Below are 23,279 nucleotides of genomic sequence, written 5' to 3'. Positions count from 1 at the left end.
GGGTAATTGAACATGAAAAAAATGCTTACATTCCTGGCTGTATCGGTCGTCATCGCAGCGCCAGCAGCTCACGCTATCAATGCGCATTACCGTGACCAACTTATTCGCTCAGGTTGCAATCAGGTCACAGAAGTTCAGGGCTGTGATATTCATAAAACGAAAGCGCAAAACGAGGCCGCAGGATTCAGTGACGGCGAGGCACCTGCTGCGAAGTCTGACCTACAAAAGTTTGAAGGGAACTATGTGGCGCACCGTCCAAACGGTCAACGCATTGCAAACATTCATATTGGTGCAGGAAAAACGACCGTCGACGGAAAGCCAGTAAAAGCCACCATTTTGAACGATATGCTTATCATCAACGGCAAAAACAACCGTACATTTGTGATTTACACAACGGGAGGCAGCTTCTGGGAAAATGCCGACACACACGATCGTGGAGTTATTGAGCGCGGCTAATAATGGGGTTTACCCTTTTTTCGCCAGATTTATTAGCCCCAATCTCTGGTGTTGGGAATACAGGAAAACAGTTTGACCATTATCGTTTACCCGGAAAACTAGCGATCACTTGTATCCCGCTGCGAAAAGCGGCGGGATTAGGCAAAGGAATATGAAAATTTATAAAGCGGTAATCCTGGCAATTTGGCTGTGCTTGTCTGCGATCCCCCTGTTGACCCTGGTAGATGTATGCAGCGGCGGTTACCTGTTTCTTCTGCTGATGCTGGCGGCCATCGGTTATTGGTTCAACTGGAAGTATGCCGAAGGGGAGTGGCCAGAAATGAGTTTCTGGAAAGCGTGCAGCATTTCACTTTTGCTCTCCGTTGCTGGTTTGTCTATCAGTTTTATTTCGTTGGCTGATCGGTATCAACGGAGCGTTGATGCTATTGCGGAGTTACTCTTTGATTACTCGCCCCAGATCTATTTCCGACCGCTTGTGATCATTCCGATAAACCTGCTGATATGGCGCTGGCTGTTCAAAGAGCGACGCACCGCGCGCCTCGCTATTGCTTCCGTACTTGTTCCTGTAGAGAACGCATAAAAGAATCGGCCTTCACGTTAAGAGGCCATTGGTTCGCCGCCGTTAATGGCGGCAAAGAGAGTGTTAGTGACTTTGTGTTGATAGCGCATTGCGCACCTCGCCCCAGATTCTAAAACTGAGGCGGGGTTTTTTTTAGCAACTTCAAACCTGGCGCATCGATCTGTCTCAATATGACTAATGCCCCGGCAGTGCCTTATCGCCAGAACGCTTCTCAATTGCTGGCGATGGTTCACGCTGGGTCGCAACTCTTAACAGCGTGGTAGGCATAGTTTGAAGCGTCTGACGAACTGGAAAAAATAATCATGAAAAATATGATAATAACTCTCATCCTGGCGACAATAGCCGCAACTCCGGTTCAGGCTATGAATGCCCAATATCGTCAGCAATTAAAGCGCTCCGGATGCACCGAGATGAACGCCGGAAACACCTGCAATCTTAACAAAACTCCGGCTCAAAACGCTGCGGCGGAGAAGCGCAGCAAAGTCTTCACCAGATTCACCGGCACCTACTCCATATTTTCCTCGAATGGCCAGCGTCTCGGTAATAAGGCCATTCGTGTGCAGCCGAGAGAGGTTCGTTATGAAGGTCAGTTGGTGGAGCGTGCGCGTGTGATTAATGGTGTACTGTTGTTCAGCGTCGACCAGGCGCAGTATTCAATCACGGATACATATGGAAGGGTGCTGGGTAGGTGGTTTGATGATCGCACCAATACTGGCGGCACTATTGGCCGTTAACCAACACCACTCAGCCAAAGAAATTCAGGCCGCAAGATTATCGAGGCCTGAAGGTTTTGATCCTGGCGCGACCGCTGTGATTATCTCAGGTGTATCTACTGGCGCGGAAATGGATTAGATGACCGGCTCAGCGGCGCCCAAAAATATCATGCCTGTTCCTGTACCGGCAGAAAATATCATCGCAAACCGGGAATGGCACCTAAAACCGGGATGGGAGCCGCCGGGGCCGGGTTTAATATCATCATATTGCGACAGTCCCAACTTTCAGTAGTCGAACCATAATATGTGTGCATTTTCACCGTTATTGATGATTCAATTTGTGCATCATAACGGGGCTCTGGCGCCCCGTTTGTTTTAGGGTGGTGCAGACAAACAGGAGCATATTATGAGCGAAAAAACCGTCACCTTTGTCGACAACAGAGTGCTGCCAGCCATCGGCCAGGGCACATGGTATATGGGTGAAAAGGCGAGTCAACGCCGCCAGGAGAGCGATGCCCTGCGGGCAGGTATCGAGCGGGGACTGACGCTAATCGACACCGCCGAGATGTATGCCGAGGGCGGCGCGGAAGAGGTGGTGGGGGAGGCGATCAAAGGCCAGCGCGATAAGGTTTTTCTGGTCTCCAAAGTGTACCCGTGGAATGCCGGGGGACAAAAAGGCATCGCCGCCTGCGAAGCCAGCCTGCGCCGTCTGGGAACCGATCGTATTGACCTTTATCTGCTGCACTGGCGTGGAAATTACCCTCTGGAAGAGACCGTCGGGCTGATGGAGACCATGCAACAGCAGGGCAAAATTGGCCGCTGGGGCGTCTCTAATCTTGACTATGCGGATATGCATGAACTCTGGCAGACGCCGGGCGGCCATGCGTGCGCCACCAATCAGGTGCTGTACCATCTGGCCTCACGCGGGATCGAATATGACCTGCTGCCCTGGTGTCAGCAGCAAAATATGCCGGTGATGGCCTACTGCCCGCTGGCGCAGGCCGGGCGGCTGCGCACCGGGCTGATGAATCACCCGGTGGTCAATGCGATTGCCCGAGAGTACAACGCCACGGCGGCGCAGGTTCTGCTGGCGTGGGTTATTCGTCACCGCGGGGTGATTGCCATCCCGAAAGCGTCGACGATAGCGCACGTGGAGGAGAATGCGGGGGCGCTGGAGATTTCACTCTCAGCAGAAGCCTTGCAGCAGCTGGATGCGGCCTTCCCGGCACCGCAGCAGAAAACGCCGTTGGACGTGGTGTAACAACGAAATGCCCTCTCAGCATGAGAGGGCAAGAGCAGGGATTAACGCTTCACGATGTGAATGGTTTGTCCCAGACGGGTAGGTTTCTCTTCCGTCGCTTTTTGCGGTTCGCTGACGCAGGCGGTTTCCACGCAGACGAAGGTTTTATACCCGTCATCCGGAACATCACCCATGCTGACGGAGAGCGCCGGACCAGGGTTCCAGCCAACCACGTTGCTGTGATGGTGATGGATAACTTCAATCGCGCGGTTCAGGGCGGTATCTTCGATAACGCTACAGGCTTCCGGGTTCAGATAGACGCGGTCGGTACGATCCAGGAAGGTCTGCGCGCCGTCGGTCAGTCGGCCCTCTTTCGCGTTATCCACCTTGTCGATAAAGGTATCGCCAAGGCCGTTCACGGTAACGGCAGCGATGTCGCCGACGTTGAAGTAGGTGTGCAGGGCAGAGGTGGTTTCAAATTCACCGTGCGCTTCCAGTTCGATCTCACAGGTTTTACCCAGCTTAAAGCGCGCGTACAGGGTGAAGTCGTGCGGCCAAAGTTTGCGCGTCTCGTCATCGCTTTGCAGTTCAAAGGTCAACACCACGCCGGATTCATCTTCGTTGTGCGCTTTCAGCGTCCACGGCAGGTTGCGGGCAAAACCGTGTGACGGCAGCCCCTGCTGAGCGGCCGGGCCAAACCACGGCCAGCAGATCGGCACGCCACCGCGAATAGCGGCGCCTTTTTTGAACGAGGTGATATCGCTCAGCCACAGGGCTTCTACTTCGCCCTCAGGCTGCCAGGAGAGCAGGTGCGCGCCCTGCAGGGCAACGGAAGCCTGAACCTGCGGATGTTCGACCACAATCACTTCAACATCGTCAATCTGACGGCGGGAAAGCACAGGGGTAAGCTGTTCGACTACCGGAAGTGCAAAAATTGTTTTAATCATTACGCAATCCTCTGTCTTTAATGCCATAAAAAAAGGCGACCGAGGTCGCCTTTTTGGATCAGTTTCTCATCTCACTTATTTGGAGATGTGAGCGATCAGGTCCAGAACTTTGTTAGAGTAGCCGGTTTCGTTGTCGTACCAGGAAACCAGTTTCACGAAGTTGTCGTTCAGTGCGATACCTGCTTTAGCATCGAACACGGAAGTGCAGATTTCGCCGTTGAAATCGGTAGAAACAACGTCGTCTTCGGTGTAACCCAGAACGCCTTTCATTGCGCCTTCAGAAGCCGCTTTGATTGCTTTCTTGATTTCTTCATAGCTTGCTGCTTTTTCCAGACGAACGGTCAGGTCAACAACAGATACGTTTGGAGTAGGAACGCGGAACGCCATACCAGTCAGTTTGCCGTTCAGTTCTGGCAGAACTACGCCTACTGCTTTAGCAGCACCGGTAGAAGAAGGGATGATGTTCTGAGCTGCGCCGCGGCCGCCGCGCCAGTCTTTGTGAGACGGGCCATCAACGGTTTTCTGAGTTGCGGTGGTAGCGTGAACGGTGGTCATCAGGCCTTCAACGATACCGAAGTTGTCGTTGATAACTTTAGCCAGTGGCGCCAGGCAGTTGGTGGTGCAGGATGCGTTGGAAACGATGTCCTGGCCAGCATACTTCTCGAAGTTAGCGCCTTTAACGAACATTGGGGTGTTGTCTTTGGATGGACCAGTCAGAACAACTTTTTTCGCGCCAGCGGTGATGTGCTTACGCGCAGTTTCGTCAGTCAGGAAGATACCGGTTGCTTCAGCAACAACGTCAACACCGATTTCGCCCCACTTCAGGTTAGCTGGATCTTTTTCAGCAGTAACACGGATGGTTTTGCCGTTGACAACCAGGTGGCCGTCTTTCACTTCAACGGTGCCGTTGAAACGACCGTGAGTTGAGTCGTACTTCAGCATGTACGCCATGTATTCAGCGTCTAACAGATCGTTGATACCAACGATTTCGATGTCAGAACGTTCCTGAGCAGCACGGAAAACAATACGGCCGATACGGCCAAAACCGTTGATACCTACTTTGATAGTCATATATTCCACCAGCTATTTGTTAGTGAATAAAAGGTTGCGTGTAAAATTACAAAAACCTTACGCAGCGTCAAGCGGAATCGTGTCAATCATTGCGACAAATCAATCCTTCGCACTAGCTTTGCTCGATTGACCTACCTCACATTCCCTTGGAGCTAGCACCCATATGGGGCCTGCGCACGGAATTTTAAAGGGCTGCCCACATAAAAACGTGGACTGGATCACATTTGTCTGAGCACCTCTGCGCAACGAGTAAGTTTAGAACAAAAGTTCATACTTCAGTGTTAATGTTTTGTTAGAATCGACGGTAAAAGTAGTCTGTTTCAACTGCGAGATGTAAGCCTATGTCGAATCAACATAACTCCGATGAACTGAAAAAAACCTCACAGAAATGCAGTTCTACGTAACCCAGCACCACGGTACGGAACCCCCGTTTACCGGGCGTCTGCTGCATAATAAGCGGGATGGTGTATACCACTGCCTGGTGTGTGACGCCGCCCTGTTTAACTCCCAGAGCAAATACGATTCTGGCTGCGGCTGGCCGAGCTTCTATGAACCGGTCAGTGAAGAGGCGATTCACTATCTGAAGGACACCAGCCACGGGATGGAGCGCATTGAGATCCGCTGTGGAAACTGTGATGCCCATCTCGGTCACGTCTTCCCGGATGGCCCTCAGCCGACAGGGGAGCGTTTTTGCGTCAATTCCGCCTCATTAAGCTTCACCGATGACCAGAACGGCGACCAGACCAAAGGTTGAAAAATCGATTCAGCAAATTATTCCTTCACCTCAGGATAAAACATGAACATTGAAGAGATGATTAACGGCATGACGCCGGAAGTTTATCAGCGTCTGGTCACGGCGGTTGAGCTGGGCAAATGGGCCGATGGCGTGGCGCTGACCCCGGAGCAGAAAGAGAACTGCCTGCAGCTGGTGATGCTGTGGCAGGCGCGCAATAACACCGACGCGCAGCACATGACCATCGACACCCAGGGTCAGATGGTGATGAAGAGCAAACAGCAGCTGAAAGAAGATTTTGGTATTGCGCCGAAATCCATCGCGACGCTGAAAATGCATTGATGGCGACTGCGGCCCGGCGATCCTCTCACCGGGCCTTTTTGATGCCGTTAGTGTTTGATCCCCAGCGAGTCAGCTAACTGCTTCGCCAGCTGGTTATTATCATCCGCGCCGTACTCCCAGAACATGGCGCCTGCCAGTCCTTTCTCTTTGATGTAGTCCGCTTTGATCGCCACCGAGCGCGGGTTTTCATACGACAGGGCGAACAGCGGCTTGCCGTCATCAGACTTCACCGATAACCACGGCACTTTGGCCTCATCGTCCCACTGTTCCGTAAAGCGTTTCTGCGGATCGTTTAAAAAAGTCTTCACGATGTCGTTGTACTTCACGTAGGTATCTTTGGTCAGATCGTAGCCCAGGGATTTGAACAGTTCGATCTGCTGTGCGCTGAAGTAAGGCTGCGTTGCGGGATTTTTCTGCGCATCCGGTTTGCTCCAGTCGATGCCCGGCTCAACGGCGCGCTTCGGCACGCGACCATAAAAACCGATGCCCAGGTTCATCTGCTGCGGTTTCAGCCCGGCGGCCAGATAGTTGTTCACCACAAAATCGACGCTGTATTTATCCGCGGCGGCAACGGTCGGCCAGGCGCTGGAGTCATACAGGTTGGCGTTGAAGTACTGAGTGCCGTACGCCATGTCGTAGGTCATCAGGTTGATGTAATCGAGCAGCGGGGCCACCGCTTTCACGTCCACCCAGCTTTTCGGACTTTCTGCATTGGCACCAACGGCGATGGTCACCAGTTTTTTATCGCCGAACGCGGCACGCAGCTCTTTCAGCAGTGCGGTAAAGTTAGCCCGATCTTCAGGCTTGCTGGCGACCAGTCCCCACGCGCCGTTGACCGGATACTCCCAGTCCAGATCGATCCCATCAAGTCCGTATTTCTCAACGATAGCGTCGGCGGAGCGGATGAACACCGCCCGGGTCTCCGGGGTTGATGCTGCACCCGAGAAACCACGAGCGCCCCAGCCGCCGACGGAGAGCAGCACCTTAAGGTTGGGGTTCTGCTTACGCAGGACAGGGAGCAGGGCCAGATCGGCTTCCACCTTAGGAGATAACCAGATCTGGTGCAGCCTGGCTGGATCTTTTAACGCCGGGTTAGTTTCGTCTTTCTCGTCGTTATAGATCAGGCCAAAGGAGTAATTCAGGTGGGTTATCTGGCGCACGTCCAGTTTATTGATATCCCCGCCCGGTCCGGCAGTGACATCGCCGCCACCGTTGAAATAGCCGACGGACATCATCGAACTGGCGGAAGCAACCGAGGCGCAGAGCAGGGGTAAAGCTGCCAGCAATGGCAAACGTTTCATACAAGTTCCTCTTTGACTGAATAAAAATAACCACGCCACGGAAAGGCGTGGCGAAAAAACAGCCGAAAAAGAATAGCATTACCGCTGCGCTGAGAGTGGGAGGGAGTTCACTTTATGGGAGATCGTGCGGGTTGCCGGATTGCCCGGCGGCGCTGCGCTTGTACGGGCCTACGTGTCCGATGCCGGTTGTTGATTTTGTAGGCCGGGTAAGCGTCAGCGCCACCCGGCGAACAGGCGCGCTACGCCTGGGTTTCCTGCCAGTCCGCCAGCGTATAAAGCGTGGCGCCTTCCGCCGCCATGTCCATAAACGCCTGGGCGCTGTCCTGACGCTGAATGTTCACCCCGCGACAGCCGTCGGTGATCACATTCACCCGGTAGCCCAGCTGCAACGCGTCCAGCACGGTAAACTTCACGCAGTAGTCCGTCGCCAGCCCCATCACGATCAGCTCCACGATCTCGTGATGGCGCAGCCACTGATCCAGCCCGGTTTTCTGCCGGTGGCCGTTATCAAAAAAGGCGCTGTAGCTGTCGATGTTCGGGTTTTCGCCCTTCTGAAACACCGCGTCAATGGCTTTGCTGTTGAGCAGGGGATGCAGCTCTGCGCCTTCGCTGTGCTGCACGCAGTGATCGGGCCAGAAGGTTTGCGGCAGGCCGTCCAGCTCGCCCTGGGTAAAGGGCTCAACGTTATGCTGGCTGGCAAAGCTGCCGTGATCCGCCGGATGCCAGTCCTGGCTGGCAACCACCGCTTCGCCGCGTGCTTTACACCACCCGATCAGCGCGTTGGCAACATCTACCGTGCTGTCGCCTTCGGCTACCGCCAGCGCGCCGCCGGCGCAAAAATCATTTTGTAAATCGACCAGTAACAGGGCTCGTTGCTTCATAGGGGCTCCTTATTCGTCTGGCGTCAGTTCGCCACGCAGGTTTTGCATCATTGCGGTGCGGATCGCCTGCACATCCAGATCCTGACTGAGTAAGTAGTGAAGTTTAGTCAGCGTCGCCTCGACCGTCATATCGAAGCCGCTGATCACCCCCGCATGGGCCAGGGCATTACCGGTGGCATAGCCTCCCATATTTACCTTGCCGGACATGCACTGGGTCAGGTTCACCACCACAATCCCCCGGCTGCTCGCCTCCTGCAGCTCTTTCAGGAATTCGCCATTCTGCGGCGCATTGCCCACGCCGTAGGAGCGCAGGATCAGCGCTTTCACCGGCTGGCGCAGGAAGTTACGCACCACGTCGGCGGAGATGCCCGGATAGATCGTCACCACGCCGATAGGCTGTGGGGTAATGGGATGCACCACCAGCTCGCCGGAGGTATGCGGCGCTGGCGGCGTGCCGAGGCGGCGGATATGGATCCCCGCTTCCAGCAGCGGCGTAAGGTTCGGCGAGGCAAAGGCGTCAAAGCCGTCGGCATGGGCTTTGGTGGTGCGGTTCCCGCGATAGAGCCGGTTGTTGAAGAACAGGCTCACTTCGTTAATCGGGAAGTTGGCCGCCACGTACAGGGAGTTGAGCAGGTTGATCTGCCCGTCGGAGCGCAGCTCCGCCAGCGGGATCTGCGACCCGGTGACGATCACCGGCTTGCTGAGGTTTTCCAGCATGAACGACAGCGCCGAGGCGGTAAACGCCATGGTGTCGGTGCCGTGCAGGATCACGAAGCCATCGTAGTCGTCGTAGTGCGCCTTGATGTCGTCAGCGATATGTTGCCAGTCTTCCGGGGTCATGTCGGAAGAGTCCATCAGCGGATCGTATTCGTGGATGGTGAAGTCCGGCATCTCCGGGCGATGGAATTCGGGCATTAACGCCAGCTGGCGTTGCAGGTGGCCGGATACCGGAATGTAGCCATTTTCCGAGCGCTGCATACCGATGGTACCGCCGGTATAGGCCACATAAATTGATTTCTTTTGCATGATGTTATGTTCGTTTGCTTCAAAAAAAAATCCCCTCTTCGCAGAAGAGGGGATGAGGATTAACGTACGTTAGCGCAGGTGAGGCAGAACGCGTAGCGGTTTTGCGGATCGTTAAAGGCGGCCAGCTTGTCGCCCTCCGCTTTGACCGCTTTCGCCGCCGTGGCGACCGGGGCAGGCAGGTAAGCCTGCATCGCGTCCGGCAGCATGGCTTTTACCGAGCCGGAGAAGCTGTCCATCACCAGATCCATAAAGGTCGGCTCATCCTGATAGAAATCGATGTGCCACTGCTTCAGTTTCGCCAGCTCAGCGGCCTTCGCCACGGCATCGTCGAAGTCGCCCAGGTTATCCACCAGACCGTTGTTCTTCGCATCCTGGCCGGTCCAGACGTGACCCTGCGCAATCTGGTCGATCTGCTCCGGGGTTCGCTTACGGGAGTCGGCCACCAGGGTGATAAAACGCTTATAGCCGTTCTCAATGCTGAGCTGCATCATCTGCGACACTTCCTGCGGCAGCGCTTTGGTCACGGAGATGTCGGCCAGCGGTGAGGTGGCGACGCCGTCGGTATGCACGCCCAGATAGTCGAGGCTGTTTTCGACGGTGTTAATCACCCCGAAGATGCCAATCGAGCCGGTGAGGGTGCTCGGGTTCGCCACAATGTAGTTCGCCGGGGTGGAGATCCAGTAGCCACCGGATGCCGCCATACCGCCCATCGAAACCACCACCGGCTTACCGGCGGCGCGCGCGGCTGCCAGTTCAGCGCGGATCACTTCTGATGCGCTGACGCTGCCGCCCGGGCTGTTGACCCGCAGGACGATGGCTTTCACTTTCGGATCGAGACGCGCGTCGCGGATCTGTGCGGCGGTGGTATCACCCCCGACGTTACCCGGCGTCTCTTCGCCATCCATAATCGCCCCGTTAGCAAAGACCACGGCGATGCTATCCCCGGTATCGGCCGGTTTTTTCGCCTGATAATCGTAGAAGCTGATGGCGCTGAAGTTCTTCTCCTCTTTGCTCCAGCCGAACTGTTTGGTCAGGGATTTTTCAACCTCGGCGCTGGAGCCCAGGGCATCAACCAGTTTGCTGTTCAGAGCATATTTCGCGGTATCGCCATCCACCTTACGCAGCCCGTCGAGCACGCCCTGCGCGCCCGGGAATACCTGCTCAGCGGTGATCTGGCGGTTCGCGGCAACGGTGCTCAGGTAGTTCTGCCACAGCTCGCCAATCCAGCGGCTGTCCGCTTCACGGGCCGCAGGGGACATATCGTCGCGGATAAACGGCTCAACGGCGGATTTATAGGTCCCGACGCGGAAGACGTGGGTGGTGACCTTCAGCTTGTCGAGCAGCGATTTGTAATAGAGACCATTGGTGGCAAAGCCGTGCAGATCCACGCTGCCCTGCGGCGAAAGCCACACTTTGTTGGCAAAGCTCGCCAGATAGTACTGCCCCTGGCTGTAGTTATCGCCCACCGCAATCACCGGTTTGCCGCTGTCGCGGAACTCGCGCAGCGCTTTACCGATGTACTGCACTGAAGGCTGATCCGCCCCGGCAAAGTTTTTCAGATCCAGCACGATGCCGGTAATGTTGCGATCGTCCTTCGCCTGACGAATGGCGTCGACGATATCGAACAGCGAGTTCTCCTGCAGACGGTCGCTGGTAGCGCCAAACAGCTGGCGGCCCAGTACGCCAAGTCGATTGCTGGTGGACGGTTTATCCACTACCACGCCGGTAATATCCAGCAGCAGCGCGCCGCGCCCGGCGTTCTGGCTCTGGCTGGTGGCGCTGAGGTGCATCCAGACACCGACGCAAACCATCACAATAAGGATGAAAAAGAGGTTCATCACCAGGTTGCGGACGAAATTAAGCAGTCGCCACGTCCATTTAAAAAAACCGGCAAGCAGTCGCCAGAGGGTTCGCATGTATTCTCCCTGTCCAGATAATTACCTGTCCGTCCACGCTGGACGGTGTTGTCGGGCTATCGTAATGACCCGACCGTCACTTGTCAGCAGGAATCGCCTGCTACGCTGTAACAAAATCTGCCGTCGTGTTAATTTTGAGTAAATTTCAAGACAGGAGTTAACCCAATGGATGCACTCGAACTGCTTGTTAACCGTCGTAGCGCCTCGCGCCTGGCGGAGCCTGCTCCGGCTGGCGAACAGCTGGACAACATTCTCCGCGCCGGGATGCGTGCCCCGGACCACGGCACCTTACAGCCGTGGCACTTCTTTATCATCGAGGGTGACGGACGCGATCGCTTCAGCACGCTGCTGGAAAAAGGTGCCATCGCTGCCGGCCAGGATGAGAAGGCGATTGAGAAAGCCCGCAACGCGCCGTTCCGCGCCCCGATGATCATCGCCGTGGTCGCCAAATGCCAGCCGCAGCACAAAGTACCGGTGTGGGAGCAGGAGATGTCTGCCGGTTGCGCGGTGATGGCGATGCAGATGGCGGCGGTTGCACAAGGCTACAACGGTATCTGGCGCAGCGGCGCGTTAACCGACAGCCCGGTGGTGCGTGAAGGCCTCGACTGCGGCGCAGACGATAAAATCGTCGGTTTCCTCTATCTGGGCACCCCGCAGCTTAAAGCCTCGACCACCGTTTCCGTGCCCGACACCGCGCCTTTCGTCACCCGATTCTGAACATCCTCATAAAAACTGTCTGGATCCTGAGCAAGCGCAGCAGAATTCAGACAGTCATACTTATCACTTAATGGAATGAGCGCTAACATAGTGCAATTGTAATGAAAGGAGATTGTCATGAGCGAGCAAGCCATTCGTTTAACGCAATACAGCCATGGAGCCGGTTGCGGTTGTAAAATTTCACCTAAAGTGCTGGAGACCATCCTGCACAGCGAGCAGGCGAAGTTTGTCGACCCGAACCTGCTTGTGGGCAACGAAACCCGCGACGATGCCGCCGTCTACGATCTGGGCAACGGCACCAGCATCATCAGCACCACCGATTTCTTCATGCCGATCGTCGACAACCCGTACGACTTCGGGCGCATCGCGGCCACCAACGCCATCAGCGATATTTTTGCCATGGGCGGCAAGCCGATCATGGCGATTGCGATCCTCGGCTGGCCGATCAATACCCTGGCCCCGGAGATCGCCCGCGAGGTGATCGAGGGTGGGCGTTTTGCCTGCCAGCAGGCGGGGATCGCCCTGGCGGGTGGCCACTCCATCGATGCCCCGGAGCCGATTTTCGGCCTGGCGGTCACGGGCGTGGTGCCAACGGAGCGCGTCAAACGCAACAGCACCGCTGAAGCGGGCTGCAAGCTGTTCCTCACCAAGCCGCTGGGTATCGGCGTGCTCACCACCGCCGAGAAAAATCACTGCTGCTGCCAGAGCACAAAGGGCTGGCGACGGAAGTGATGTGTCAGATGAACCTGGCCGGTGCCGCCTTTGCCAATATCGACGGCGTGAAGGCGATGACCGACGTGACGGGCTTCGGGCTGCTGGGCCACCTCAGCGAAGTGTGTCATGGCGCGGGCGTGCAGGCGCAGCTCTGGTATCAGGACATACCTAAACTGCCGGGCGTCGAAGCCTACATTACCCAGGGCGCTGTCCCGGGCGGCACGCAGCGTAACTTCGCCAGCTACGGTCATCTGATGGGCGACATGCCTGCCGAGTGGCGCGATCTGCTGTGCGACCCGCAGACCTCCGGCGGCCTGCTGCTGGCCGTAACCCCGGACGCCGAAGACGACGTCCGCGCGACCGCCGCCGAGTATGGCATCGCCCTCACCGCCATTGGCGAACTGGTGATCGCCCGCGGCGGCCGTCCGATGATTGAGATCCGTTAATTCAATGCGGTTATTTATTGCCGAAAAACCGAGCCTCGCCAGGGCGATTGCGGATGTTTTACCCAAACCGCATCGCAAGGGCGATGGCTATATTGAGTGCGCAAACGGGCAGGTGGTCACCTGGTGTATCGGCCACCTGCTGGAGCAGGCCCAGCCGGACGCCTACGACAGCCGCTACGCGCGCTGGAATCTTAACGATCTCCCCATCGTGCCGGAAAAGTGGCAGCTGCAGCCGCGCCCGTCGGTGACCAAACAGCTGAACGTGATTAAGCGGCTGCTGAATGAGGCGACGGAAGTGATCCACGCCGGTGACCCGGACCGTGAAGGTCAGCTGCTGGTGGACGAAGTGCTGGATTACCTGAGTCTGGCCCCGGAAAAACGCCAGCAGGTGCAGCGCTGTCTGATTAACGATCTCAACCCGCAGGCGGTCGAGCGGGCCATTTCGCGTTTGCGCGCCAACAGCGAGTTTGTCCCGCTGTGCGTTTCGGCGCTGGCCCGCGCCCGCGCTGACTGGCTGTACGGCATCAACATGACCCGCGCCTATACCATTCTCGGGCGTAACGCCGGGTATCAGGGTGTGCTCTCGGTGGGCCGGGTGCAGACCCCGGTGCTGGGGCTGGTGGTGCGTCGCGATGAGGAGATCGAGAACTTTGTCGCCAAAGACTACTTCGAGGTGAAAGCCCATATCGTCACCCCGAAAGACGAACGCTTTACCGCGGTGTGGCAGCCTAGCGAGGCCTGCGAACCCTATCAGGATGAAGAGGGGCGTCTGCTGCATCGACCGCTGGCCGATCACGTGGTGACCCGCATCCAGGGTCAGCCCGCTGTGGTCACCAGCTATAACGATAAACGGGAATCAGAACCTGCGCCGCTGCCGTTCTCGCTTTCTGCTTTGCAGATAGAAGCGGCAAAACGCTATGGCCTGAGCGCGCAAAACGTGCTCGATATCTGCCAGAAGCTGTATGAGACGCACAAGCTGATTACCTATCCGCGTTCCGACAGCCGCTACCTGCCGGAAGAGCATTTCGCCGGGCGTCACGCGGTACTGAACGCCATTGCCGCGCACGCTCCCGATTTGGTGCCGCAGCCGGTGGTCAACCCGGACACCCGCAACCGCTGCTGGGACGATAAAAAGGTGGATGCTCACCACGCCATTATTCCGACGGCACGAAGCAGTTCCGTCAACCTGACGGATAACGAAGCGAAGGTCTATAACCTCGTGGCCCGCCAGTATCTGATGCAGTTCTGCCCGGATGCGGTGTTCCGCAAGTGCGTTATTGAGCTGGAGATCGCCAAAGGCAAGTTTATCGCTAAAGCCCGATTCCTCGCGGAAGCCGGGTGGCGCACGCTGCTGGGCAATAAAGAGCGGGACGAGGAGAACGACGGTACGCCGCTGCCGGTGGTGGCGAAAAACGACGAGCTGCTGTGCGAGAAAGGCGAAGTGGTGGAGCGACAAACCCAGCCACCGCGCCACTTCACCGACGCCACAATCCTTTCTGCCATGACCGGGATCGCCCGCTTTGTGCAGGATAAAGATCTGAAGAAGATCCTGCGCGCCACCGACGGGCTGGGAACGGAAGCGACCCGCGCCGGGATTATCGAGCTGTTGTTCAAACGCGGTTTTCTGCACAAGAAAGGGCGCTATATCCACTCGACGGACGCGGGCCGGGCGCTGATCCACTCTCTGCCGGAGATGGCCGCCAGACCGGACATGACCGCGCACTGGGAGTCAGTGCTGACCCAGATCAGCGAGAAGCAGTGTCGCTATCAGGACTTTATGCAGCCGCTGGTGGGAACGTTATTCGATCTGATCAACCAGGCGCGTAACACCTCGGTGAGGGATTTTCGCGGCATGGTGGCGCCGGGCGGCGACAAGAAGAAAAAGTTTAAGAAGAAGAGTGCGGCCTGAGGAATTGCCGGGTGGCGGCTACGCCTTACCCGGCCTACAAAAGCACGAACCGTAGGCCGGGTAAGCGCAGCGCCACCCGGCACAGCCACAGAATCAGATCACACCCTGACCCAACATCGCATCCGCCACTTTCACAAACCCGGCAATGTTCGCGCCGCGAACGTAGTTGGTCTGCTTCTCCTCGCCGCCGTACTCGACGCAGGCGTGGTGAATATCCAGCATGATGTGATGCAGACGCGCATCCACTTTCTCCGCTTTCCAGCCCATACGCGCGGCGTTCTGCGCCATCTCCAGGCCTGAGGTTGCCACACCGCCGGCGTTCGCCGCTTTACCCGGTGCGAACAGCACGCCAGCCTGCAGGAACAGGTCGGTGGCTTCGATGGTGGTTGGCATGTTGGCCCCTTCGGCCACCGCTTTCACGCCGTTGGCGATCAGCTGGTGCGCGGCATCCACGTCCAGTTCGTTCTGGGTGGCGCACGGCAGGGCGATATCCACCGGTACGGCCCACGGCTGTTTGCCTTCCAGATAGACCAGCCCGAACTCACGGGCATAATCGGCCACGCGGCCGTCGCGGCTGGCTTTGATCTCACACAGGCGCGCCAGTTTTTCGGTAGTGAAGCCCGCTTCGTCAACCACGGTACCGCTGGAGTCAGAGGCGGTGATCACCCGCGCGCCCAGCTCCATCGCTTTCTCGATTGCGTACTGGGCCACGTTGCCGGAGCCGGAAACCGCAACCCGCATCCCGTCAAAGCTCATCCCGTGACGCTTCAGCATCGCTTCCGTGAAATAGACCAGACCGTAGCCGGTGGCTTCCGGGCGGATCAGGCTGCCGCCGAAGGAGAGGCCTTTCCCGGTAAAGACGCAGGCGCTGTTGTTGGAGAGTTTTTTCATCATCCCGGCCATAAAGCCCACTTCGCGACCGCCCACGCCGATATCCCCGGCCGGTACGTCGGTATCCGCGCCCAGGTGACGGTAGAGTTCAGTCATCAGCGCCTGGCAGAAACGCATCACTTCGCCTTCGCTCTTGCCTTTCGGATCAAAGTCGCTGCCGCCTTTCCCGCCGCCCATAGGCAGGGTGGTCAGGGCATTTTTAAAGGTCTGCTCAAAGCCGAGGAACTTCAGGATCGACAGGTTTACCGACGGGTGGAAACGCATCCCGCCCTTGAACGGGCCAATCGCGGAGCTGAACTGCACGCGCCAGGCACGGTTGACCTGCACCTGATTGCGGTCATCGACCCATACCACGCGGAACTGGATCACGCGTTCAGGTTCAACCAGGCGCTCAAGCAGGGACATCTGACGATAGCGGGGATTTTGTTCCAGGAATGGCCAGAGGGTGGTCATTACTTCACGTACTGCCTGAGCAAATTCGCTCTGGTGCGGGTCACGCTGTTGAACACGATTCAAAAAGGATTCAAGGGAGCAAGCCTGGTCCATAACTATAAGTTCCTCTTATATTTAAGGTTGTTCTATTTGTTACAAATATATACATGTTGTTGTGTTTTTCGACTATACCACCCGATGGCCTTTTGAATGCAAGCGAAATTTCGCCGTCCAGATAAATTCATTAAACGCGCCGGGTCATAACAAAAAACGATGACCGGCGGGATTAAAGCTTCGGCCACTTTTTACCGTTATAGTGATTATCAGGACACAACAGGAAGAGACGTCTATGAAGCGTATTGTGATGGCTGTTTTGCTTGGGGTTTTCTCGGCCGGCAGTCAGGCCGACCAGCGGTTTGGCACCGGCGTGGATGTGAATATCCCGCCGGAGATCTTCAGCTCCAGCGGTCAGCGTCCGCCGCCGTGCAACCAGTGCTGCATTTATCAGGATCAAAACTATTCAGAAGGGGCAGTGGTAAAAGCCGAAGGGGTACTGTTGCAGTGCCAGCGCGATCCTAATGCCCTGAGCACGAATCCGCTGGTGTGGCGTCGCGTAAGAGAATAAACGCTTCAAGTAAAGGGATATCCGCCGGGGCGAGATCGTACTCCAGCGCCTCGCGCGGTGAACACCACACCAGCTGGCTGTGGTAGTGCGTTTCGGGCGCGCCGGTAAATTCCGGTACGTGCCAGGCGTGCAGATTGATGAGTCGCTGCGACACTTCCCGCTGATGGCTGGCGACGTAGCGGGCAGGGCGGGCTTCAATGCCAAGCTCCTCGCGCAACTCACGCACCAGCGCGTCGGGCTGCGTCTCCCCGGTTTCCACTTTACCCCCGGCAAACTCCCACAAACCCGGCTGATCCGCATGCTCAGGGCGTTGCGCCAGTAAAATTTTGCCATCCCGTTCGAGAATAGCGCAGACAACATCGAGTGTTTTTAGCATGATCGTCAATAATGGTTGAGAGAAAAAGAGTTAGGATCTGCGCACTTAACACGCCAGGGAGCATCCTGTGAAAGAGATACCGCCAGTCTGGGTTAAACCCATCGAATCCATCCCCGCCATTCTAACGCCAGTCGCCTCGATGCAGAAAAAACATTATGGCGCGGTGCTTAATCCCCTGCGCTGGTGGGGACGCATGCCCCGGCTCTTCTGGCTGGTGGCGCTGTTTGTCGGCTTTCTGGAGCGTAAAAAATCGCCGCTCGAGCCGGTACTGCGATCGCTGCTGATGACCCGCATCTCGCAGATCTGCCACTGCGCATTTTGCATCGACGCCAACGCGCTGCGCCTGGCAGAACGCAGCGGTGGGCTGGATAAGGTGCAGGCGGTGGCAACATGGCGCGACAGCAGCCTGTTCAACGATAAAGAGCGCGCCGCGCTGGCCTATGCGGAGGCGGTGACCGCCACGCCGCCGAGGGTTGATGAGGCCACCAAAGCGGCGCTGCGCCGTCACTTTGACGATGAGGCGATCACCGAGATGACGGCCCTGATCGCTTTCCAGAATTTGTCGGCCCGCTTTAACGCGGCGCTGGAGATCCCCTCGCAGGGATTGTGTGCAGTGGCAGGAGAGAAACGCGATGCTTGACCGTCACCTTCACCCGCGCATCAAGCCGCTGCTTAACCGGCTGGTAACCACCCTTGATAAACCGGGCATCACCCCGGACGGTATTACGTTGATTGGCTTTGCCATCGGGTTGCTGGCGCTGCCGTTTCTGGCGCTGGGCTGGTATCTGGCGGCGCTGGTGGCCATTGTGCTGAACCGTCTGCTTGACGGGCTGGACGGGGCGCTGGCCCGGCGGCGCGGGCTGACCGATGCTGGCGGTTTTCTCGATATCTCTCTCGACTTCCTGTTCTACGCCCTGGTGCCCTTTGGTTTTGCCCTCGCCGATCCCATTCAGAACGCGCTGCCCGCCGCCTGGCTGCTGTTTGCCTTTATCGGCACCGGGAGCAGTTTTCTGGCGTTTGCGGCGCTGGCCGCGAAGCATGAGATTGATAATCCGGGCTATGCCCATAAGTCGTTTTACTATCTGGGGGGCCTGACGGAGGGGACGGAAACGCTGCTGCTGTTTGTGCTTTTTTGCCTGTTCCCGGCGCATTTCGGCTGGCTGGCGTGGGTGTTTGGCGCGTTGTGCTGGCTCACCACCGCAACGCGCATCTGGAGCGGGTATCTGACGCTGAAAAACGTTCAGCGCCAGCCGTGATCACAGTGAACTGTCTGGCCCGCGTTCCCCGGTTGCCACCGGGTTCTGCGGGTTGCTGCTCCACTCGTACCAGCCTCCGTCGTAGACGCCGACGTTTTTCCAGCCCATCGCCCGGGCGTACATAAAGGTTTCAGATGCCCGCCAGCCGGTGCCGCAGTAAAACGCCACCTGCTGATCCGCCACGATATGCCACTCCTTCCACATGGCCGCGATATCGTCCGCGCTGCGCATGGTGCCGTCCGGGTTCTTGAAATCTTCCATATGGGTGGCATCGCTCCCCGCATGGCCCCAGCGAGCGCCCTGAATCTCACCTTTGGGCTTGATGTAGCTGTAGCCGCTGGTGACGCCGGTAAACTCCGGCCACGAGCGGATGCTCACCAGCGAGGCGTCCTTACGATGCAGCAGGCCGCGCGCCTGTTCAGTATTCAGCATCAGCTGCGGCTGACCGGGAACTGGCGCGCCAAAATCGGCGGCGGGGGTCACTTTGCCCGGCGTGCCGCGCTCAACCGGCAGGCCGGCTTCGTCCCACGCTTTCCAGCCGCCATCCAGCAGGCGGACATCTTTCACCCCGGCATACAGCATGATTTGCGCCACGCGTGCGGCGGCATAGACGTCGCGTCCGTAAAGGATCACCGTGGTGTCATGGCGAATGCCGTGTTTCGCCAGCATGGCTTTGAGCGCGTCATCGGAGACCTTGTTCCACAGCGGTTCGCTCTCCACCTCGTTGGTGTCGATATAGTCCGCACCGGGAATGTGGCTCAGCAGATAAAATTTCGGCGCGCCCCAGGCGGCCTCAATCACTTTCCACTCCCCGGCAGGGGCGGCGGTCACGGGTTTACCCTGCTGAAGTTGACTGAGCCACTGGGGATAAACCAGCTGTTCGAAGTGGGCGAGGCGCTGCAGGCGCGCCGGGATTTGCAGGGCGTCACCGAGCAAAGCGATGTGACTGAAGCCCGCCTCGCTCAGCCGCGCCTTCACGGCCTGGTTATCGCTGTCGCTGCCGTATAACGCGATGGGGGTTGCTTGAGTTAACTGATGCTGCGTGGCCCAGGCTTTCAGCTGCGCCTCGTTCATCGCGCCCAGCCAGCTGGCAGAAAGATTAAGAGCCGAAGGTTCATGCCCGGAGGTCCCGTTCAGTGCCTGGGGCCAGCCGTTGTAAAAGGCGCTGACGCGGGTATCAATTACCGCGCCTTTTTGCTGTTGAAGCTCAGCCAGGGTGAGGGAGTGCGTCATATCAGCGGCGAAAGAAGAGAAAGCGGCGAGACCTAAAGCGGCGGTCAGCGCGGTCAGTTGAGAAACACGTTTCATCGAAATGCCCGTCGTAAGAGAAAAGAGCCGTGATTGTGGCAACCCTCCCGACTAAAAACGTTGCGTTTGCGCAGGTTGCCCTTCGATTCATTGCCACTTCTCCATCGCCAGCACCCGACCGCCGGACGGAACATCGTCCTCGTCGTGGGTCACCTGTACGACCGGAATGCCCAGGCTGCGCACTTCGGCAAACACCCAGCGGCGAAACTGATCGCGGAGCGTTTTATCCAGACGACTGAACGGCTCATCAAGCAGCAGCGCTTGCGGCTGCGCCAGCAGGGCGCGCAGCAGGCTGACCCGTGCGCGCTGCCCGCCGGAAAGCGTGGCCGGATCGCGATGAAAAAATCCGCTCAGTTCGGCGGCGTCCAGCGCGTCGTTGACCTGCTGTTTGCGCGCCGCGCCTTTGACCGACGCCGGGAGCGCCAGCAGCAGGTTCTGCCCGACGCTGAAGTGATCGAACAATAGCGCATCCTGGAACAGCAGCCCCAGGCTCCGCTGCTCGGTGGGCAGGGTGTCGCAGCGCCGGGCGTTGATCCACAGCTCCCCTTCGGCATGCAAATCCGCGGGCAGGGCCCCCACCATCCAGGCAAACAGCGAGGATTTCCCGCTGCCGGAGGGGCCCATCAGAGTGAGGATCTCCCCTGACTGCACGGTAAAACTGACGTTATGCAGCAGCGTTGTCTGGCGCAGCGAGAGCGAAACATCCTTGACCATCAGCATTAACGTAACCCATGTCGAAAACGGCCAATCAGCCTGGAAAGCACAATGCAGGCGGCGAAAACCAGCATCGGCAGCAGCAGCTGCCACAGCGCCTGCGCCGCCAGCACCGCGCTGCTCCCGCCGCTGCTGAGCGCGACGGCGTCGGTTGTGAGGGTGGTAAACCGTCCGCTCCCCAACCACAGGGTGGGCAGATACTGCGCCACGCTGACGGAAAAGCCTACCGCGAACGCCGTCAGCGCCGGGCGGATCATCTGCGGGCATTTGATCAGCCAGAAAATTTTAAGCGATCCCCAGCCGAGCGTGCGGGCGGTCAGGATCAGGCGCGGATCGAGCCTGCGCCAGGCCGGTTGCATCACCAGCAGCATCCACGGCAGCACCCACAGCAGATGCCCCCACAGCACGGCGATAAACTGTCCGTCCAGCTGTAACATCAGCGCGAGCCGATACTGCCCGGCCACCAGCGGCAGGGCGGGGAGGGCCAGCGGCAGCCAGACCCAGAACGCGCCGCGCTGCGGGCCCCACTCGAGCCACAACAGAATCATCCCCAGCGCAATACCCGCAGAGAGCAGCCCCAGCGTCAGGCTCAGCCCGGCCGTCTCGCGCGTGACGCTGGCATTGCCCGCCACCAGCACCAGCACCGCGATGCTGGCGAGACCGGCCAGGGGGAGCAGCACCCCGCAGGCTTGTCCCATCACAAGCGGTCGCGGCGTCGGGCGCTCCCCGGACACCGCCGGGATGGTGCGCCGCCAGCGCCGCCAGCCGGTAAACACCGCGATGGCGATCAGTTCCAGCAGCACCAGCAGGATCGCGCATACCAGCATCCCTTTGGCCTGCTGGACGCTGTCGCCCTGCGTCAGCCACTGCCAGGCCAGCACCGCCAGGGTGGGGGGATTACCGGGCCCGAGGATCAGGGCGACATCCACCACCGACAGCGACCAGGCGATCACCGCCAGCATTACCGCCCCCAGCGCCGGGGCAATGGCGGGCAGGATCAGCCAGCGCAGCGCCTGCCAGCGGCCGTAGCCCAGCGATCGCAGGATCGTCACTTTTTGTGCCAGTTCCTTCTCCGGCAGCGAGGCATAAATCGCCCACATCACGAAGGCGCTCTCCTTGACGGCGAGGCTCAGGCCCAGCCCGATCCCGTAGCGATCCATCACCGGGGAGCAGATCGTACAGACGCGATAGAGCGCGCCGCCTTCGGCAAAAACCAGCAATACGCTAACGGCAAAAGCCACGTGCGGGATCGCCAGCAGCCACGGCAGATGGTTGCACAGCCGCCGCCAGCGGCTGCCGGGCCACAGCGCGGCCACCACCGCGAGGGCCAGCATCAGCGCCCCGGCGGCAGCTATCAGGGTAGAAACCAGAGTGGCGATCAGCGCCTGCGGCAGCTGCGGATCGGCCGCCAGCGCCCGCCAGCTATCCGCAGAAAAAACCGGCGGAATCAGCAGGCCGAAGGCGGGCAGTAGCGGCAGATACACCGTGCCCAGCAGCAGCCAGGCCAGGGCGCTTAGTGGGTGCCGTAGCGACGAAGCCATTCCTGCTCCAGCGCGTTAACCCAGGCGGCATGCGGCTCACCAAGGGTCGGTGGAAGATCCGCCGGAATAAACTGGCGCAGCTTTTCTGCCTGGGAGGCAGGCAGTTTCTGCGGGTCAAGCACGCTTGGGTCGCCCCAGTTGGCCGGGTCCGCCTTGTGGATCTGCGCCTCTGGCGAGAGTAAGAAGTTCGCGACGACCTTTGCCCCCGCGCTAGCGGAGGCGTTAGCGGGGATCGCCACAAAATGGACGTTGCCGAGCATTCCCTGGCGGAAGCCAAAGCTGTAGCTGTCAGCTGGCAGCTCCTTGCTGGCGACTTTCTGCCGGGCGTGGGCCGGGTTAAAGGTGATCGACAGGCGTAAATTACCGCTCGCCAGCAAAGCATCCATCCGCGCCGGAGACGGCGGGAAATCTTTGCCCTCGCGCCACAGATAAGGATGCAGCTTATCCAGATAGGCCCACAGGGGGGCGGTAACGCGGGCAAAGGTGGCGCTGTCCGGCGGCTGTTTCAGCACCTCCGGCTGGGTGGTCTGCGTCAGCAGAAGCTGTTCCAGGAACGCGGTGCCGGTAAAGTCGGGCGGGCGGGGGTAGGTGACGGTGCCGGGATGTTTGCTGGCGTATTCCAGCAGCGTCCCGGCGTCCGCCAGCGGCTCAGCAAGCTGTTCGCGACGGGCAATAAAGGTGAGCTGGGCGCTGCCCCAGGGGGATTCAGCCCCTTCGGTCGGAATGGCGAAATCTTCGCTGACCGGTTTGGTTGTATCCACATAGCGCCAGTTGGGAAGAGTTTTTGCCCAGCCGGTCTGCAGCAGCCCGGCGGTTTTCAGGGTGCGGAAGTTCTCCCCGTTCACCCACAGCAGATCCACCGAGCCGTTAGTTTTGCGCCCGGCGCTGGCCTCGGTCTGGATCCGCTTCACCGCGTCGGCGGCATCCGCCAGACGGACAATCTTCAGGTTGATGGCGTAGTGGCTTTTCATCTCGCCGCTCACCCAGTCCAGGTAGCGGTTCACCGCCTCATCGCCGCCCCAGGCGTTAAACCAGACGGTCTGGCCCCGGGCGTCCTGTTTGATTTTCTGCCAGCCGTCATCGGCCAGCGCCTGTCCTGCCATCAGCAGGCCCGTTAACAACATGCAAAAACGCACACGGCGCA

At 58.4% G+C, this 23,279-nt stretch carries 23 protein-coding genes and 2 pseudogenes; 12 read left to right on the top strand and 13 right to left on the bottom strand.

The features are described 5' to 3' along the window. Nucleotides 1-12: 12 nt before the first annotated feature. From K5I40_RS08000 to K5I40_RS07990, 3 genes are all read left to right on the top strand, one after another. On the top strand, nt 13-456 hold the full coding sequence (locus K5I40_RS08000) for a hypothetical protein (protein ID WP_223074270.1): 444 nt from the start codon (nt 13-15) through the stop codon (nt 454-456). Between the two features lie 151 nt (nt 457-607). After that, nucleotides 608-1,036, top strand: a complete 429-nt coding sequence (locus K5I40_RS07995; protein ID WP_223074269.1) for a hypothetical protein — start codon at nt 608-610, stop codon at nt 1,034-1,036. A gap of 302 nt (nt 1,037-1,338) precedes the next feature. Continuing rightward, the gene (locus tag K5I40_RS07990) at nt 1,339-1,770 is read left to right on the top strand and encodes a hypothetical protein (RefSeq protein WP_223074268.1); all 432 of its coding nucleotides are present in this window, start codon (nt 1,339-1,341) and stop codon (nt 1,768-1,770) included. Between the two features lie 114 nt (nt 1,771-1,884). Here K5I40_RS07990 and K5I40_RS24100 read toward each other — a convergent pair whose 3' ends face one another. Continuing rightward, complete coding sequence (locus K5I40_RS24100) at nt 1,885-2,031, bottom strand: BCCT family transporter (protein ID WP_223074267.1); 147 nt, start codon at nt 2,029-2,031, stop codon at nt 1,885-1,887. Between the two features lie 124 nt (nt 2,032-2,155). Between K5I40_RS24100 and K5I40_RS07980 the strand changes: the two genes are divergently transcribed. Then, nucleotides 2,156-3,010: an aldo/keto reductase gene (locus tag K5I40_RS07980; RefSeq protein WP_223074266.1), complete on the top strand. Its 855-nt coding sequence runs from the start codon at nt 2,156-2,158 to the stop codon at nt 3,008-3,010. A 41-nt stretch (nt 3,011-3,051) separates the two neighbouring features. Here K5I40_RS07980 and K5I40_RS07975 read toward each other — a convergent pair whose 3' ends face one another. Beyond that, nucleotides 3,052-3,936, bottom strand: a complete 885-nt coding sequence (locus K5I40_RS07975) for a D-hexose-6-phosphate mutarotase (protein ID WP_223074265.1) — start codon at nt 3,934-3,936, stop codon at nt 3,052-3,054. Between the two features lie 75 nt (nt 3,937-4,011). Continuing rightward, entirely contained in the window at nt 4,012-5,007 is a 996-nt protein-coding gene (gene gapA, locus K5I40_RS07970; RefSeq protein WP_039029026.1) for a glyceraldehyde-3-phosphate dehydrogenase, read from the bottom strand. Between the two features lie 341 nt (nt 5,008-5,348). Between gapA and msrB the strand changes: the two are divergent. Further along, a pseudogene (gene msrB / locus K5I40_RS07965) lies at nt 5,349-5,761 on the top strand (peptide-methionine (R)-S-oxide reductase MsrB). A 42-nt stretch (nt 5,762-5,803) separates the two neighbouring features. Continuing rightward, the gene (locus K5I40_RS07960; protein ID WP_039029028.1) at nt 5,804-6,082 is read left to right on the top strand and encodes a YeaC family protein; all 279 of its coding nucleotides are present in this window, start codon (nt 5,804-5,806) and stop codon (nt 6,080-6,082) included. 47 nt (nt 6,083-6,129) lie between these two features. Here K5I40_RS07960 and K5I40_RS07955 read toward each other — a convergent pair whose 3' ends face one another. From K5I40_RS07955 to sppA, 4 genes are all read right to left on the bottom strand, one after another. After that, nucleotides 6,130-7,383: a glycoside hydrolase family 18 protein gene (locus tag K5I40_RS07955; RefSeq protein WP_039029029.1), complete on the bottom strand. Its 1,254-nt coding sequence runs from the start codon at nt 7,381-7,383 to the stop codon at nt 6,130-6,132. Between the two features lie 239 nt (nt 7,384-7,622). Then, nucleotides 7,623-8,264 carry a bifunctional nicotinamidase/pyrazinamidase gene (gene pncA, locus K5I40_RS07950; protein WP_039029030.1) on the bottom strand — a complete coding sequence of 214 codons (642 nt, stop codon included), beginning with the start codon at nt 8,262-8,264 and terminating at the stop codon, nt 7,623-7,625. Nucleotides 8,265-8,273: 9 nt separating this feature from the next. After that, nucleotides 8,274-9,290, bottom strand: a complete 1,017-nt coding sequence (ansA, locus tag K5I40_RS07945) for an asparaginase (protein ID WP_223074264.1) — start codon at nt 9,288-9,290, stop codon at nt 8,274-8,276. 59 nt (nt 9,291-9,349) lie between these two features. Further along, nucleotides 9,350-11,206, bottom strand: a complete 1,857-nt coding sequence (gene sppA / locus K5I40_RS07940; RefSeq protein ID WP_223074263.1) for a signal peptide peptidase SppA — start codon at nt 11,204-11,206, stop codon at nt 9,350-9,352. A 165-nt stretch (nt 11,207-11,371) separates the two neighbouring features. Here sppA and K5I40_RS07935 point away from each other — a divergent pair, with 165 nt between their 5' ends. The 3 genes and pseudogenes from K5I40_RS07935 to K5I40_RS07925 all read left to right on the top strand — a co-directional run bounded on the left by K5I40_RS07935 (nt 11,372) and on the right by K5I40_RS07925 (nt 14,992). Next, nucleotides 11,372-11,923 (top strand): NAD(P)H nitroreductase, encoded by a 552-nt coding sequence (locus K5I40_RS07935; RefSeq protein ID WP_039029033.1) that lies wholly within the window; start codon nt 11,372-11,374, stop codon nt 11,921-11,923. Nucleotides 11,924-12,040: 117 nt separating this feature from the next. Further along, nucleotides 12,041-13,083: pseudogene (gene selD / locus K5I40_RS07930) on the top strand (selenide, water dikinase SelD). 4 nt (nt 13,084-13,087) lie between these two features. After that, nucleotides 13,088-14,992: a DNA topoisomerase III gene (locus K5I40_RS07925; protein ID WP_223074261.1), complete on the top strand. Its 1,905-nt coding sequence runs from the start codon at nt 13,088-13,090 to the stop codon at nt 14,990-14,992. A gap of 93 nt (nt 14,993-15,085) precedes the next feature. Here the strand turns inward: K5I40_RS07925 and gdhA are convergent, their stop codons facing one another. After that, nucleotides 15,086-16,429 carry an NADP-specific glutamate dehydrogenase gene (gene gdhA / locus K5I40_RS07920; protein WP_039029036.1) on the bottom strand — a complete coding sequence of 448 codons (1,344 nt, stop codon included), beginning with the start codon at nt 16,427-16,429 and terminating at the stop codon, nt 15,086-15,088. A 235-nt stretch (nt 16,430-16,664) separates the two neighbouring features. Here gdhA and K5I40_RS07915 point away from each other — a divergent pair, with 235 nt between their 5' ends. Next, nucleotides 16,665-16,940, top strand: a complete 276-nt coding sequence (locus K5I40_RS07915; protein ID WP_138368759.1) for a YnjH family protein — start codon at nt 16,665-16,667, stop codon at nt 16,938-16,940. On the opposite strand, the gene K5I40_RS07910 is transcribed toward K5I40_RS07915, so the two are convergent. After that, complete coding sequence (locus K5I40_RS07910) at nt 16,891-17,316, bottom strand: pyrimidine (deoxy)nucleoside triphosphate diphosphatase (RefSeq protein WP_223074260.1); 426 nt, start codon at nt 17,314-17,316, stop codon at nt 16,891-16,893. The two genes, K5I40_RS07915 and K5I40_RS07910, sit on opposite strands and share 50 nt — an antisense overlap. A 67-nt stretch (nt 17,317-17,383) precedes the next feature. On the opposite strand from K5I40_RS07910, the gene K5I40_RS07905 reads away from it, so the two are divergent. Both K5I40_RS07905 and K5I40_RS07900 read left to right on the top strand, forming a co-directional pair. Further along, on the top strand, nt 17,384-17,956 hold the full coding sequence (locus K5I40_RS07905) for a carboxymuconolactone decarboxylase family protein (RefSeq protein ID WP_375540628.1): 573 nt from the start codon (nt 17,384-17,386) through the stop codon (nt 17,954-17,956). Next, the gene (locus K5I40_RS07900) at nt 17,949-18,572 is read left to right on the top strand and encodes a CDP-alcohol phosphatidyltransferase family protein (RefSeq protein WP_223074259.1); all 624 of its coding nucleotides are present in this window, start codon (nt 17,949-17,951) and stop codon (nt 18,570-18,572) included. The genes K5I40_RS07905 and K5I40_RS07900 overlap by 8 nt, the downstream gene beginning before the upstream one ends. Here the strand turns inward: K5I40_RS07900 and K5I40_RS07895 are convergent, their stop codons facing one another. The 4 genes from K5I40_RS07895 to K5I40_RS07880 form a co-directional block, all read right to left on the bottom strand. Then, a complete protein-coding gene (locus K5I40_RS07895; protein WP_223074258.1) occupies nt 18,573-19,880 on the bottom strand; it encodes a sulfurtransferase in 1,308 nt (435 codons plus the stop codon). It lies immediately after the preceding gene. A gap of 87 nt (nt 19,881-19,967) precedes the next feature. Beyond that, nucleotides 19,968-20,600, bottom strand: coding sequence for an ATP-binding cassette domain-containing protein (locus K5I40_RS07890; RefSeq protein WP_223074257.1), 633 nt, complete (start codon nt 20,598-20,600; stop codon nt 19,968-19,970). Next, nucleotides 20,600-22,135, bottom strand: a complete 1,536-nt coding sequence (locus K5I40_RS07885; RefSeq protein ID WP_223074256.1) for an ABC transporter permease subunit — start codon at nt 22,133-22,135, stop codon at nt 20,600-20,602. The genes K5I40_RS07890 and K5I40_RS07885 overlap by 1 nt, the downstream gene beginning before the upstream one ends. Beyond that, nucleotides 22,108-23,271 carry an ABC transporter substrate-binding protein gene (locus tag K5I40_RS07880; RefSeq protein WP_375540631.1) on the bottom strand — a complete coding sequence of 388 codons (1,164 nt, stop codon included), beginning with the start codon at nt 23,269-23,271 and terminating at the stop codon, nt 22,108-22,110. Before K5I40_RS07880 ends, K5I40_RS07885 begins: the two co-directional genes overlap by 28 nt. Between the last annotated feature and the right edge of the window lie 8 nt (nt 23,272-23,279).

This window comes from Leclercia sp. LTM14 (assembly GCF_023736175.1).
GTDB classification, from domain to species: Bacteria; Pseudomonadota; Gammaproteobacteria; order Enterobacterales; family Enterobacteriaceae; genus Enterobacter; species Enterobacter barmai.
Note: the sequence above shows the minus strand (reverse complement) of the source record. Positions and strands in the feature narration are given on the sequence as shown.